Below are 15,445 nucleotides of genomic sequence, written 5' to 3'. Positions count from 1 at the left end.
ACATGGTTCTTACATTTCATCGTTGAAACGCAAAATTCAACGACGTTCTATGTCATTACATATCACAAAAAATGCATCTAACTATCTGGCTATCAACTAATCAACACTTAGACGCTAGAAAAAATGAGAAAGTCAGTGTGTGCGAGCGAGCGAACATTACTTATAGATGTATTTTAAAGCATAAACATGTTTAAAAAGTATAGAATCGCCTTTTTACATTTTATGAATTCTTCATTTGTTTTTCCAAGAATTGATACATCAAAATATGTTCAAGACGTAGCCCAGTCCATTGATTTATGTGGTTAACCTAATTCGCTCATGCGTTATTATTGACAACCTATATGGTCTTTATGGCTTATTAATTAGTCTATTCGTATCATTTACATGTTATTTCTTTGCCTGTTACAGAGTTTTTTAGTAACTTTGCAATCTAAGAAAATCTAGAAGTATGCAACCAATATTTATTGCAGGTCCCTGCGTTATAGAGTCATCGGAACTGCTTGACAAAGTAGCTCGCGAACTGGTAAGAATAAACAAGAAACTAGGTGTCGAAATTATATTCAAGTCTTCTTTCGACAAGGCTAACCGCACATCAATCAATTCATTCCGTGGTCCTGGACTGGAACGCGGACTGCAAATGCTTGCTGACATAAAAGAGAAATACGGACTGAGAATACTCACAGACATTCATGAAAGCTATCAGGCTGAAGCTGTCGGAAAGGTATGCGACGTGATACAGATTCCAGCATTTCTGTGCCGACAGACAGACTTACTTGTTGCTGCTGCTAAAACAGGAAAGATTGTGAATATTAAGAAAGCACAATTTCTAAGCGGTGCAGACATGAAATATCCTGTAGAGAAAGCTTTGGAAAGCGGTGCAAAAGAAGTATGGCTCACAGAAAGAGGCAACAGTTTTGGTTACAACAATCTTGTAGTTGACTTCCGCAATATTCCTGACATGAAGGAAATCACTCCAAACGTAATCATGGACTGCACACACAGCGTGCAACGTCCAGGAGCAGGAAACGGTTCCACAGGTGGTGATCGTCGTTTCGTTCCATCTATGGCATTAGCAGCAAAAGCATTCGGAGCTACTGGATATTTTCTTGAAGTTCATCCAAACCCAGACAAGGGACTTAGTGATGGACCAAATATGCTTGAACTTGACAAATTAGAAGGACTTATCGAAAAACTATTGTAACAAAATGAACGACATACATATTGAAGAAAGACTGAAACATGTTTGTGATTGGGGCATTCAGGCACTGAGTGATGAGGCACAGGCTATCACAGACTTGATACCGCAGATAGACGACAACTTCACGAAGGCTGTTGACATGATGTATAAGTGCAACGGAAAGATTATCGTTACCGGAGTAGGAAAAAGTGGAAACGTAGGCGCAAAAATTGCTGCCACATTGGCTTCTACAGGTACACCAGCTTTCTTCATCAGCCCTTTGGATGTGTATCATGGTGATTTAGGGGTGATGACTTCCAGTGATGTTGTATTGGCACTAAGTAATTCTGGACAGACTGACGAATTGCTTCGTTTCATCCCAATGGTACTACACATGAATATTCCGATTATATCTATGACATGTAATCCAAATTCACTGTTGGCAAAATACAGCAACGCACATATACAGGTTAAGGTGGATAAAGAAGCATGCCCACTGAATCTAGCTCCTACAAGCAGTACTACTGCGGCACTAGCAATGGGTGACGCGCTAGCAATCGCTCTTATGCAGGTAAGAGATTTCAAACCACAGGATTTCGCACAGTTCCACCCTGGAGGAGAACTTGGAAAACGTCTTCTTACAACAGCATCAGATGTAATGCGTGTAGACGACCTCCCTGTAATACCTCAGGACATGCACCTTGGAGAAGCTATCATCAGAGTAAGCAAAGGACAGCTTGGACTTGGAGTTTCAGTGGAAGACGACAATAAGGTGATCGGACTGATTACTGACGGAGACATTCGCCGAGCTATGGAAAAATGGCAAGCTAAATTCTTCGACCATACAGTGAGCGACATTATGACACGCACACCAAAACTGGTATTACCGACAACAAAGATTAGTGAGGTTCAGCGAATTATGCACCAACACAAAATACATACAGTACTAGTTGTTGATGAAGACGAGCATCTGCTTGGCGTAGTCGATCATTATGCTTGTATGATTTAACAGAAATAACATTTACATGTCATTAAGAAAGTTAGTATTTCCATTTCTATTATTGTGCTGCTCTTTCTGTAGTGCGCAGACTTCCGATTCTCTTATCGTAAGAGATTTGCGCAACTGTGGAATAAAGTTTTCACACAATAACTCTATTACCCTCTTAAAAACGGGACAGGAAAAATTCGATGACTTATTCAAAGCTATACGACAGGCGCATAAAAGCGTTCATCTTGAATATTTCAATTTCCGTAACGACTCAATAGCAGGACTTCTATTCAAAATTCTAGAAGAGAAAGCACATCAGGGTGTTGAGGTAAGAGCTTTGTTTGACGCATTTGGAAACTCATCCAACAACCGTCCATTAAAGAATAAATATCTTGATAAGCTACGCGCTAAAGGGATTGAAATCTATAAATTTGACCCGATTACATTTCCGTGGATAAACCATGTGTTTTCTCGTGACCACAGAAAGATTGTTGTCATTGACGGAAAGATTGCCTATACAGGAGGCATGAACGTTGCCGACTATTACATAAACGGAACAAAAGAAGTGGGCGAATGGCACGACATGCACTGCCGCATAGAAGGTGACGAGGTTAATACACTTCAGAAAATATTCCTAAAGATGTGGAACAAAGTGACTGGTCAGAACATCCATGGACCACAATATTATCGAGGCGCAACCAATGCTGATTACATAAAAGGATTGAAGCCTGATTTATGCGAGTCGGCAGGCAACAAAATGATTGGTATTGTGAACAGAGAGCCACACACTTCAAACAAGATTATCAGACAGTTTTATCTCGCTGCAATAAACGATGCCCAAGACAGCATAAAGATTATAAATCCATATTTCACACTAAACCACGATATAAAGAAGGCTCTCAAAAATGCTGTAAAGCGCGGCGTGAAAGTGGATATAATGCTAAGCATAAGAAACGATATTCCACTAACTCCCGACTGCGGATTCTATAATGCACACAAGCTAATGAAAGCAGGCTGCAATATATGGATGTATAAACCAGGATTTCACCATACAAAAATAATTATGGTTGACGGAAGAGTATGCACTGTAGGAAGTGCTAACCTGAATGCCCGAAGCCTTAGCTGGGACTATGAGGACAATGCTGTGATAATTGATAAATGCACAACACAAGAACTTGACAATATGTTTGACACAGAGAAAGCAAACTGTTTCAGACTTACTCAAGAGAGATGGGATAAATGGAGAGATCCATGGCAAAAATTCAGAGGCTGGTTCGGACATTTGCTTGCGCCATTCCTATAACTCAATATTATAATTGAAATATGAACGAAACATTACATAATACCACAATGGTATTTAAACCTAAAATCGCCATCATAGACAATAACACGTTGGCTGTTATCGGACTGAAAACGATATTGCAAAATGTGATGCCGGCAATAGAGATTGATGCATTCAACTCTTACGAAGCACTACAAAGGGATGACATGGATAGTTTCTTCCATTATTTCGTTGCAACGAAAATTGTTTTAGAAAACAGAACGGCATTCTTGGAACGCAAGCACAAGACTATCGTACTCACGACATCTAACGATCCAAGTACACAATTGAGCTATTTTAAGAGCTTATGCATAAATGTACCGGAAGAACAACTTGTAAAATCACTGCTACAACTTGAACAACACGGTCATGCAGGAGGAAAAAATCTTCCAAAGACGATTCAGCCTGTAAAGACAAAGATTCTTAGCGACAGAGAAATTGAAGTGCTATCGCTGATCGTGCAAGGATTTATTAATAAGGAAATAGCAGACCAATTGAATATTGGTCTTACAACAGTGATCAGTCACCGCAAGAATATCATGGATAAGTTGGGACTGAAAAGCGTAAGTGCATTAACTATTTATGCCGTAATGCACGGATATGTTGACATCAACAATATTTAGATTATAGTTTTACCGCAGAGATATCAACGAAATTATTTACAATAGCATAAATAGTTAGTCCGGCAGCACTATGAATCTGCAACTTTCTGGCAATGTTTCTGCGATGCGTAATAACGGTATTTATTGAAATACACAGATGATCAGCAATCTCCTTGTTGCTCATTCCCTGAACAAGACTTATTATAACATCTTTCTCCCTATCACTGATCGTCTCATTACCTTCTGAATTTTTATTTATCATGTTTGATATCTTAACAGAGACATCATTCTGTTTTGTCTTGTGTTCCAAACGTCTTATGGCTGGTATAAAGATGTGATCCTCAACTTTTGAATGCTGCCTCAGCCAGTCCTCATTATTATATATATCATATAATGTAGCTGTGAGCTGATTGTTGTGCAACTCATCACTTGGCAGATACTTGATAATAATATTCTTCAATTCCTTTAATTGTTTGTCAATCTGGCTATGATGCTTTGAGTAAGTGTCAATATCATAACTTACAGATGACTGATTTTGAATCAATGATTCTACATAAGGGAACACCGTTTTCTCTTCATAACGCATGTGCATTCGTATTTCGCGTGCATACTCATCATAAAGTTTAAGTATCAGCATAGCCAAATTATCGGTCTTATCAAGGGCATCCTCTAACTCCTTACGTATAAAAGGTAACTGAAAACCCAGATAATAGTCATGACTAGCTTTAAGATAATGCAATAGCGTAGGTAATGAAAGACGATCCTCATTATCTACATCAGCATATCCATTGATTGTAAAATTCACAACGGCTAAAAATGTATAACAGTCTACCTTTTGTTCATCACAGACTTGCCTCACAGTTTTATCACCAAAGCCGAGGCTTAAGCCGAAACCACCCAAGCTTTGCAATATATTATAATTATCTCTTATAAGGGAAATCATCTGATCGTCAGCCTCATACATTTTCTGATTTTTCATTTCTATAGAATGTTATTTATTATCGTTTGCAAAATTACATAAAAATAATCATAATCACAATAATCATTTGTAGGTATTATCAATAGAAGATTGTTGCACAAAAAGACAACATTTTAGTGTCTTCAGAGAAAGAAAACGATGAAAAATATAATACTGCATTGCTACATTTGACAGGTACAATGTATTTTGAATTCTCTATACTCTTCATCTTTTTAATTGAAACATCTATCGGCAACTTCAATTTTTTACCATTAATTTCATACTCAACAATGAAACTGATTTTATCTCCGTCTACTTTCACCCTATTATAAAGATAATTATAAGAAGGTATTACATGCTTATAACCACTAGGAATTATTAAAGCATTATCATCACAAATATTATTAATTTCTATATCACTGATGCTCTTATCTGCGCTGAAATAGTTAATTCTCATAAGAGTGACTGAATCTGCAATGTCAGTCAACACCTTGTTACCATACTGAGATTTAAGATAATAAATGTTGCTGATAATATCATTCATTGAGGCATCTTTCTGTTTAATCCATTTTTTATATGTAGTAATATCCATTGGAAGTTTTGCAACTTTTGCCATCTTTAACCCTTTTATTACATCAGATTTCAAAGAAGAAAAAGCCAAACTTGAAAAGTTTTGTGGTCCAACAGAAGAAAGCAAAAGCAAGACAGTGAACGAGATTGGAATCCAAACGATTCTCCGAGCCTTACTGACAATTAACCATACACATACTCCATAGCACCACAGATTGAATAAGGATATATAGAGTCTATTTGCAGTTATACCATAATCACTGATTCTACGTAATATGCCAATTGACATCAATAACAAGAGTGGCAATACACACATCGGGAGCCATTTAACTATCTTCTTGTCTACATCATGTCCATCGCTGAACTGAGACGGATAAACTGCAACAATAATGATTGTCATCAAAGTCATCAAAGCTGTTACAAGCCATGATACCCACCCTTCAGGTAATTCCCACTGAAAAATAATCTTTGCAGCATAAGCATAGAGTGTGATAAGATAGGCTATTGTAAGAGGAATAAATAGATAATGGATGATACCATACATAAATTTAGGAAGTCGTTTCACAGAATCTTTATGCATCTTATCATGCTTGGGAATAAGCTGAAGAAATAGGAAAGGTGCAATAAAACCATTGCATACAACTGCTACATCATAGTAAGCATCGGAACACAAGACTACACCAAATAATTGCGTGAAAGATTCTAAAAGCAACATTACGCCACCCATAAGAATCAGAGCTACGATAAATGATAAAACAAATGTAAGGAATGTATGATAAGTAAAATTCCATAATGAAATATCATCGTTCTCCTTGAAGAAAGGAACAATAAAAAATGCTATAGCAATAGTAAATGATAAAGCAAATACACTAAATTCCACAGTTAGATTCATATCACAATAGAAACTGATATAAACAGCTGCCGCTAACCAACACACATGTATTGCCCCTTGAATAATACGGCATCGCTTCAAATCATCAACTTCTTCCTCCCAAAGACGAAGAACACAGGTCAATAGTGCAGCTGATCCAGAATAGAATACATTAAAAAACTGAGCATCACGGCTTTTACCTAAACCAAAGTAAATTAAAGTTACTGTAAACCATAATAGGAAAAATATGCTAATTGGAAAGCGCTTGCAACTAAGTATGAAGTTGTCTTTGAGTTTTTCTAATGTTAGTTTTTCCATTTTTCTAATGTATTAAATTAATCTTGACGTAAATTCAAATAAGCAATTATGCCTATTATGAGTACAAAGATATTAAAAATAATGACATTATTCTTTATTTATACTAAGTTTTAACATTATCCATCAAAATCAAATAATCATAAATAAGATAGGGCTACCCTCACAGGCAGCCCTATACAGTACAAAAACATTATTAATTTTTATCGTTCTTTTTCTCTAAAGAAATCAAACATTAAAGTTTAAAACTTCCAAAAGAATCCTATTATAAATATTACAGTTACAAGTTTTCATTATCTTCATTTACATATTATATTACAATAAAAGCCAACATGATATCAATGATAATTTTTACATTGGCAAAGGTAGGCTATTTATTTTACAGCTGCAATACCTAGAGATTATGAATTTAAATTTAAGGCAAATGGCATTAAGATATCAGCAAAGGCATACCTAAATATGATGATATTATTTTTACTAATTTTTGAGTATTGCGCAATATCCATAATGACATTACCTTTGCAAACGAAACGAAATTGGAATGTGACAAACATTGACATTCACGTATTTTCAAGACTATGCTATAACAAATTCTTTACACTACAGAACTAGCCTTAATACGAGACTGCAAAATGTAAGACACCTTTCAATGACGTATCCCAGGCTTGAGAACTTATAAAAATAAGTAATCAACCTGGGATTTAATATAGAATAAATGATAACTAATAAAAAGATAAATGAATAATTTAAAACATGTATTTACAGCATGCGTATTAGCAGGAATAGGCATTTCTATTCCGAGCACTTCTAACGCACAAGTTTCAACCTCAGACAGTGTCATGAATCATGCCAACAAACAAAAGCTTAGTGTTGGTGGATATGGTGAAGTGGCTTATAGCCGCGAATTCTATAGTGATAATGTTTATAGGTATTCTAAAGCAAGTGCATACAAGAATGATCCAAGTCATGGAAAATTTGACATTCCACATGCTGTAATATATCTAAGCTATGATTTCGGCAAAGGCTGGACTATGGGATCAGAGATTGAATTTGAACATGGAGGAACAGGAATCTCTTATGAAAAAGAATATGAAGAAAGTGGAGAATGGGAACAGGAAGTTGAGAAAGGTGGAGAAGTTGAGCTTGAACAATTCTGGCTTCAAAAGACATTTTCACGTGGATTGAATATTCGTTTCGGACACATTGTTGTTCCAATAGGACTTACTAATGCGCATCATGAGCCACTCAACTTCTTTACTGTATATAGACCGGAAGGCGAAGCTACTATATTTCCATGCACATGGCATCAGACTGGAGCTAGTATTTGGGGAAGAGTCGGGAAATTTAAATATGAATTACAGTTCCTAGCAGGATTGAACGCATTGAGTTTCAGCCGTGACAACTGGATACAAAAAGGTGGAAGTTCGGCTTTTGAATTTGAACCGTCAAACAAATATGCGGTAGCGCTAAGAATTGACAATTACTCTATACCTGGATTAAGGCTTGGAGTCAGTGGATATTATGGTCATAGCATAGACAACTCTCTTGGCAGAGAGGCAAGTGACGAGGCTAGTTCAAGAAACTTAAAAGGTGCAGTAACAATTGGCACATTTGATTTTACATATAACGCCCATAACTGGATTGTAAGAGGAAACTTTGACTACGGACATCTTAGCGATGCTAACGACGTGAGACTGCTTACCGGAAGACAGACCAAGACATCCCCTTTCAATCGAGATTATGTTGGTAAAGCAGCAATCGCTACAGGCATAGAGGCTGGATGGGATGTGTTTTCGCAGATTCAGAAACTAAGACAAGATAAACAAAAATTCTATGTATTCGGACATTATGAATATTACAATTCATATATACCTACATCAGAAGAGCCTGCGTATCCATACACGAAAAAGAATCGTATGGCTTTCGGAATCAACTACTACCCTATTTCACAGATTGCCATCAAAGCAGAATACTCAAAGAGACTTCTACAAAGCGGATATAATAATGAACCTTCTTTCTCGATAGGGATTGCGTATGAAGGATTCTTCTTATAAAACTACATATAAATATTTGTAATAATTAAAAACAAAGAAAATGAAAAAATTAGCACACTATTCAATGGCATTACTGCTATGTACCGTATTCACATACGGAATGTCATCTTGTTCTGATGATGACAACAAAACATCATCTACAACCTTAAGCGAGGGAGACCAATTGCTACAACAAGCTATTGCAGCAGACGTGAACAACACAATAAACCCGACCTATAAAGCTCTTGCTGACAGTTGTTCACAATTGTACGAGGCACTGGCTGCAATGAAAACAGGCAACATTACTCAGACACAAGTAGATGCCGCATGCAAGATATTTCTAAATGCACGAAGCAATTATGAACGCAGCGAGGCTTTTCTGCTTGGTGCAGCTTCACACTTCAGCATTGATCCACATATAGACTCATGGCCGCTGGACCTTGCTTCTTTACAGAAGTTGCTGACAAGTAATAACAGCATTGCAACTGCAAGCAATTATGATCAAAGTCTTATCGGCTTTCATGGAATTGAGTTTATATTATTCCGTGACGGAAAAAGCAGAAATGCACAAGAGCTTAACAGTAAAGATACATACAATCAAGACGGAATGGATTTCACAACTGTAAGTGGTAGCCGTGAAATAGAATTTGCTGCTGCCGTATCAGAAGACTTGCGCAACAGCGTGTATCAACTGGAATGTGCATGGAATGAGAACGCGCCAAAAAGTCATTTCGACATACTTGAAAATCTTGGAAAGGCATACACAACTGACCTTGAAAAGGCATACGGATATGACCTACAGAATGCAGGAAACAGCGGTAGTACATATACATCTGTCAAAGCCACAGTAAGTGCTATTCTTAGCGGTGATCATGGATCAGCAGGAATTGCAGACGAAGTTGGTAACACAAAAATAAACAATCCATACTCTGGTGCTGACGTTAGCTACATAGAATCACCATATAGTCAACACTCACTTATTGATTTCCAAAACAACATACACAGTATTGAAAATATTTGGTATGGTGGAACTGCAAATAATCGCAGCAACGGAAAATCATTCCATGATTATTTTGCTAAATATGAAGCAGAAACTGGCAAGCGTGTTGAAACGGCCATAACAAATGCATTGGCGCAAATAAAAGCAATCCCAGCACCATTCGTAAATAATTATAAGAATGCACAATGCGCTAAAGCTATTTCTGCATGCCAGGAACTTAGCGATGCATTAAGTGCAGCAGACCAGTTTGTACAGAAAACAAATAAATAACCCGTCATAATTATTTTTTATTTAGAAAAGGAGTTTGCCATTTAATATGGCATTCTCCTTTAAACTATTAAATACCCACATTATGAAATTATCAAAAATCAGCAAAACTTTATTCATAGGACTGTCAACAATAACTATATTCTCATGTACTGACAATGACACTGCTGATATTGTCAATCCAAACGCAGGTATAGATTCAGCAAACAATGTGTTTACGGCTGCAGAATGGAATCCAGGCGGAGAACTTGGAACAACATCAAATGAAGAGGGATGTTATTCCAATCCGTCTCCGTATGTAGAAAACAACGGAATGTATCAAACGTTTAAAAAGGGAGAAACATTTTTTGAGAACGACTTTACACTGAACACGCAGCCACGTCGTGGTTTAGGACCGGCATTGGTAAGATCCAGCTGCATGTATTGTCATCCATCATACGGTCATGGCAAACGCATGGAACGTTATCAAGCCAATGATATGGGAAATGGATACCTACTTGTTGTGTATCATCCTACAGCAGGAACAGACATTAACGGCAATGCGTATGCTGCAAACAGTTATATTTCGGAGGTTACAGGTATGCCTCAAACAAAAGCGATGGATCCATTCCTCGCTCCTATCGACGAAAGCCAGATTAGTATAAAATGGAAGAAAGCTACCGACGAACACAATAATAAATTTGCTGATGGTGAAAGTTATGATCTCATATATCCAGATGTGACTATTCCTCAATCAGCATTTAACACAGATCCTAAGCCAGACAACTATGAAGTTCGTCTTGAATCAACTATTGGTATTTATGGAACAGCACTTCTAGATGCAATTCCTGATGATTCGCTGCAAATGCAGTATGCTCACGAATCACCTTACGTTACATTAAATCCAGCAATGTGGGATGCAGCATCAAAGACGTGGGCTTCTAGTGCATGGTATACGCTTGCTGATGGAGACAAACGCATTAAAAAGTTCACTTATGCTTTGACTCGTGGATCATTACAAGATGGACCTGGAGCTAATGCTATGTGGAATATAACAAACGTGACACGCAGTGACAGACATTATCTATACACAACAAAAGCATGGGCAAAAGCAATGTCTGAAAATCCAGATGTCATAAAGTATATTCAAGATAATGGTGCTACAAAAACATCTCTTCTACATCCGTATTATGCAGACGGAAGCAAGGATAGCGTGAGTTATCTAGTAAACCTATTACTAGGACTAAACTCAAGAACAGACTCACAGACATACGAAAAATACTTTGTAAACAACGATAGTAAAGGCGAGGAAATGAGTGACCAAGACTATTATGACTTTATGGTATGGCACAGAGGATTAGCTGTACCAAAAGCACGTGGTCTAAATACAGATAAAGTAAAAAGAGGCAAAACTCTATTTTATTCTATGGGATGCACAGCTTGCCATCGTCCATCATGGACTACTGGTAATGACGAATATTGGAAAGACTATATTGTTAGAAATCAAGGACCGTTACCAAGATACGCCCATCAGAAGATATGGCCATATACAGACATGGTTCAACACAGATTACACATGGAAAATGACATACGCTCAGGCTGGTGTCGCACAACTCCTTTATGGGGAAGAGGACTTAGCTATCAGGAAACTGGCGCTCATGACAGGCTGCACGACTGTAGAGCCAGAAACGTAGTTGAAGCAATCATGTGGCATGGATACAGTAAGAACAGTGATGCATACAGAGCTTCACAAAAATTCTATAATCTACCTAAAGATGATAGAGATGCCGTTGTGAGTTTCATAAATGCAATATAATCAAAATTAACTATAAGGCCCGTCAATATATATTGGCGGGCTTAAATACAAACAAAATGAGGCAAAAAATAAAAAGATCTATCACTACATTATATGTTACTATCATCATAGTAATGGCTGCAGCTACATTCATAGAATATTCAAAAGGTACACAATTTGTCTCAACGCATATTTATGGTTCGTGGTGGTTTTGTATGCTTTGGGGTGCATTAGCTATAGGGACAATAACATATATAATAAAGATGCGCATGCATTCTGCAACCCTATTGCTACTACATACTTCATTTATCGTGATATTGACAGGTGCACTCATCACACATTTGTTTGCGATTAAAGGACTTGTCCATATAAGAAAGGGTATAACGACAAATCAATATATAGTGAACAATGGCAAAGAAATAAAAACTCTGCCATTCAACATACGGCTCAACAATTTTAATATAATATATAATAATGGCACATCGGCGCCCAAAGATTATATTTCGTATATCACTATTACAGATGACAAACAAAGTAAAGATGGATACATTTCTATTAACAACATTTTTACATATAATTTCGTAAGGTTATATCAAACTTCATACGACGATGATGGAAACGGAACGTATCTCACGATAAACTCTGATCCGTACGGTATAGCCATTTCATATACAGGCTATGCATTACTTTTCTTTTCGTTAATATGGCTACTAATAGATCCTAATGGCTCGTATCGGAAACTGCTTAAATCTCCTTTGCTTAAAAAAGGAATGTTGTGCATCATGTTTCTATGCGGATTTTCTTCGGTAACACAAGCCGCATCGACGCTACCTGATATCTCTGCTAATAAATTTGGCAAACTAGACATTATGTACAACAATAGAATATGTCCGATTCAAACATTTGCAATAGATTTTACGGAAAAGCTTTACGGAAGCTCATCGTATAATGACTATTCAGCAGAGCAAGTCTTGACAGGATTTATATTTTGGAATGATGAATGGAAGAATGAACCTATTATCAAAATAAAAGACAATACGCTTAGAAAGTATTTTGGATTACCTAAATACATTTCTATCAATCAACTTTTCGATAAGAATCTAGGTGGGTACATACTCGGACCTGCTGTTCAGGAATACTATCAAGGTAATCATGACAAACTACATAAAGCCATCATTGAAATTGATGATAAAGTGCAACTGATAATGTCGCTTCGACATGGAGAACCATTTAAGATATTTCCTTACGGTAAAGGGGATAATATTATATGGTATAGTCCTAAAGCACAAGTTCCGAAGAGTATGGACACAGACAAGGCTATGTTTGTCAAAAATATATTCACTTTGTTAAATCAGTCAGCACATTCAGGAAACTATAATCAATTCAACTCGTTGATTGCTAAAATAAGAATATATCAAGAACAAAACGGAGGAAATACATTACCCTCAGTAACACAGGTTATTGCAGAACTTACTTATAATAGAATTCCATTTGCCAATATTCTATTTATGATTAATATTACAATGGGATTTATAACTCTATTATATAGTATTTACAGATTAACTAGTATAAAAAACAACAGACATATTACTAAAATAATATCATATACATCTATTATAATAATGCTTTTATCGTTTATAGCATTAACATATTGTGAAATATTGAGATGGATAATTAGTAAGAATATACCTATGGCAAATGGATACGAAACGATGCTGTTATTGGCTTGGTTTGTTATGCTGTTCTCACTAATTTTTTATCATCGGTTTAAAATTCTTATAACTTTCGGATTCCTTATGTCTGGCTTCTTTCTTCTTGTATCACATATAGGGCAAATGGATCCTCAAATTACCCCTATCATGCCAGTATTGTCATCACCATTATTGAGCATCCACGTATCAATAATTATGATGTCATTCGCTCTTCTGTCACTTACATTTATATGCGGGTTGACAGCGTTGATATTATATGTTACACATAGAATAAAGCATGATGAAAAGACTATAATTGATAATCAACTATCATCATTATACTTACTGTCAAAAATATTATTATATCCTGCCATGTCTGCATTGGGAATAGGAATCTTCGTGGGGGCAATTTGGGCTAATATTTCGTGGGGACAATACTGGAGTTGGGATCCAAAAGAAGTATGGGCTTTGATTACATTTATGTTTTATGCAATTGTATTACACAAGAAATCATTACCTGTATTCAATAGTCCATTATATTATCATATATACACTACGGTTGCATTTGCAATGATACTCATGACGTATTTCGGAGTAAACTACTTTTTAGGAGGTATGCACTCTTATGCCTAAAAGTAACTTAATAAATAACAACAAATATGCTACAAGAAAAATCAGTCAAAGATACAATAAAACTAAAAGATGCGTATGCAGAAGTATTCTGCTTTGCAAACAACACGGAAGCTAGAGAATATCATGTTGTGGTTCATGTAACAAATACAGAACTAAATTTCAAACAACAATTTGAAACATTGATTAACGCATACAATGAAGTTAGAATTAATATTTCAGGCAATGCTGTTGCCGTTTTTAAGAGATACTTCCTTAGTGATTCCGCAAATCAAGAAAATGAAGTTTATAATATGGAGACTAGTGACTGTGCTATTTCTGTGATTCAGCAACCACCTATTGACGGGAGCAAAGTAGCACTATGGACTTATATGATAACAGGGGTTAAGACGCGTGTTTTACGAAATGGATTATATAGAGTAGAGCATAATACGTATACACATCTCTGGTTAGGGAATTACAACAAACTAGAATTTAATTCGGAATATCAAACACGTATTATACTTCAAAACTACGTAATGAAACTTATTGAAACAGGATGCACTCTTGCTGATAATTGCGTAAGGACTTGGTTCTATATAAATGATATTGATAATAATTATAAAGGAGTCGTAAAAGCTCGTAATGACATTTTCATGACTCAAGGTTTAACACCTAAGACACATTACATATCAAGTACAGGGATTGGTGGACGGCAATCAAATCATAAAATATTAGTCCAAATGGACGCATATTCTATAAATGGACTAAAGCAAGATCAAATGAAATACGTTTATGCACCAGATTGTATGAACCGCACAAGCGAATATGGTGTAAGCTTTGAACGAGGTACATATATTGACTATGGAGACAGACGACATATTTATATCTCTGGAACAGCAAGCATTGATAACAATGGTAATATTCTACATCTAGGAGACATAAAGGGGCAAGCTCGGTGTATGCTTGAAAATGTAGAAGCTCTATTAAAAGAAGCTAATATGGACTTTACAGATATAGGTGTAATGATTGTATATCTACGTGATATTGCTGATTTTATGACTGTTAAAAACATGTTTAACCATAAATATAAAAACGTTCCATGCATAATTGTCAATGCATCTGTTTGCAGACCTGGTTGGTTAATCGAAATGGAATGTATTGGCGTTAAAGACTTTGTAAACAAACAATTCAGGACGTTTTAAACTAAACACATAAACAAAATATTAAGAAAAGAATTCATGAAATGATATTATCAACAGATATCAC

Annotated in this window: 11 protein-coding genes; 9 read left to right on the top strand and 2 right to left on the bottom strand. The window is 36.3% G+C overall.

From position 1 onward, the window contains the following. Nucleotides 1-448: 448 nt before the first annotated feature. From kdsA to prwr041_RS10685, 4 genes are read left to right on the top strand one after another with little or no spacing between them, the layout of a single operon-like run. Nucleotides 449-1,201 carry a 3-deoxy-8-phosphooctulonate synthase gene (gene kdsA / locus prwr041_RS10700; RefSeq protein ID WP_207153765.1) on the top strand — a complete coding sequence of 251 codons (753 nt, stop codon included), beginning with the start codon at nucleotides 449-451 and terminating at the stop codon, nucleotides 1,199-1,201. Nucleotides 1,202-1,205: 4 nt separating this feature from the next. Then, nucleotides 1,206-2,186, top strand: coding sequence for a KpsF/GutQ family sugar-phosphate isomerase (locus prwr041_RS10695; RefSeq protein ID WP_207153764.1), 981 nt, complete (start codon nucleotides 1,206-1,208; stop codon nucleotides 2,184-2,186). A 16-nt stretch (nucleotides 2,187-2,202) separates the two neighbouring features. Beyond that, nucleotides 2,203-3,468: a cardiolipin synthase gene (gene cls / locus prwr041_RS10690; RefSeq protein ID WP_207153763.1), complete on the top strand. Its 1,266-nt coding sequence runs from the start codon at nucleotides 2,203-2,205 to the stop codon at nucleotides 3,466-3,468. Nucleotides 3,469-3,488: 20 nt separating this feature from the next. Further along, on the top strand, nucleotides 3,489-4,109 hold the full coding sequence (locus prwr041_RS10685; RefSeq protein ID WP_207153762.1) for a response regulator transcription factor: 621 nt from the start codon (nucleotides 3,489-3,491) through the stop codon (nucleotides 4,107-4,109). A 1-nt stretch (nucleotide 4,110) separates the two neighbouring features. Here the strand turns inward: prwr041_RS10685 and prwr041_RS10680 are convergent, their stop codons facing one another. Further along, the gene (locus prwr041_RS10680; protein WP_207153761.1) at nucleotides 4,111-5,067 is read right to left on the bottom strand and encodes a helix-turn-helix transcriptional regulator; all 957 of its coding nucleotides are present in this window, start codon (nucleotides 5,065-5,067) and stop codon (nucleotides 4,111-4,113) included. 79 nt (nucleotides 5,068-5,146) lie between these two features. After that, nucleotides 5,147-6,805, bottom strand: a complete 1,659-nt coding sequence (locus prwr041_RS10675) for a DUF4153 domain-containing protein (protein WP_207153760.1) — start codon at nucleotides 6,803-6,805, stop codon at nucleotides 5,147-5,149. 734 nt (nucleotides 6,806-7,539) lie between these two features. Here prwr041_RS10675 and prwr041_RS10670 point away from each other — a divergent pair. The 5 genes from prwr041_RS10670 to prwr041_RS10650 all read left to right on the top strand — a co-directional run bounded on the left by prwr041_RS10670 (nucleotide 7,540) and on the right by prwr041_RS10650 (nucleotide 15,381). Next, nucleotides 7,540-8,856, top strand: a complete 1,317-nt coding sequence (locus prwr041_RS10670; RefSeq protein WP_207153759.1) for a hypothetical protein — start codon at nucleotides 7,540-7,542, stop codon at nucleotides 8,854-8,856. Nucleotides 8,857-8,896: 40 nt separating this feature from the next. Next, on the top strand, nucleotides 8,897-10,105 hold the full coding sequence (locus prwr041_RS10665; RefSeq protein WP_237072222.1) for an imelysin family protein: 1,209 nt from the start codon (nucleotides 8,897-8,899) through the stop codon (nucleotides 10,103-10,105). Nucleotides 10,106-10,187: 82 nt separating this feature from the next. Further along, entirely contained in the window at nucleotides 10,188-11,897 is a 1,710-nt protein-coding gene (locus prwr041_RS10660; RefSeq protein WP_207153758.1) for a di-heme oxidoredictase family protein, read from the top strand. Nucleotides 11,898-11,953: 56 nt separating this feature from the next. After that, on the top strand, nucleotides 11,954-14,200 hold the full coding sequence (ccsA, locus tag prwr041_RS10655; RefSeq protein WP_207153757.1) for a cytochrome c biogenesis protein CcsA: 2,247 nt from the start codon (nucleotides 11,954-11,956) through the stop codon (nucleotides 14,198-14,200). Between the two features lie 26 nt (nucleotides 14,201-14,226). Further along, nucleotides 14,227-15,381, top strand: a complete 1,155-nt coding sequence (locus prwr041_RS10650; RefSeq protein WP_207153756.1) for a Rid family hydrolase — start codon at nucleotides 14,227-14,229, stop codon at nucleotides 15,379-15,381. Nucleotides 15,382-15,445 lie beyond the last annotated feature (64 nt).

Origin of the sequence: Prevotella herbatica, assembly GCF_017347605.1 — a bacterium.
GTDB lineage: Bacteria > Bacteroidota > Bacteroidia > Bacteroidales > Bacteroidaceae > Prevotella > Prevotella herbatica.
The sequence above is the reverse complement of the archived record's forward strand: the minus strand, read 5'-3'. Positions and strand labels throughout refer to the sequence as shown.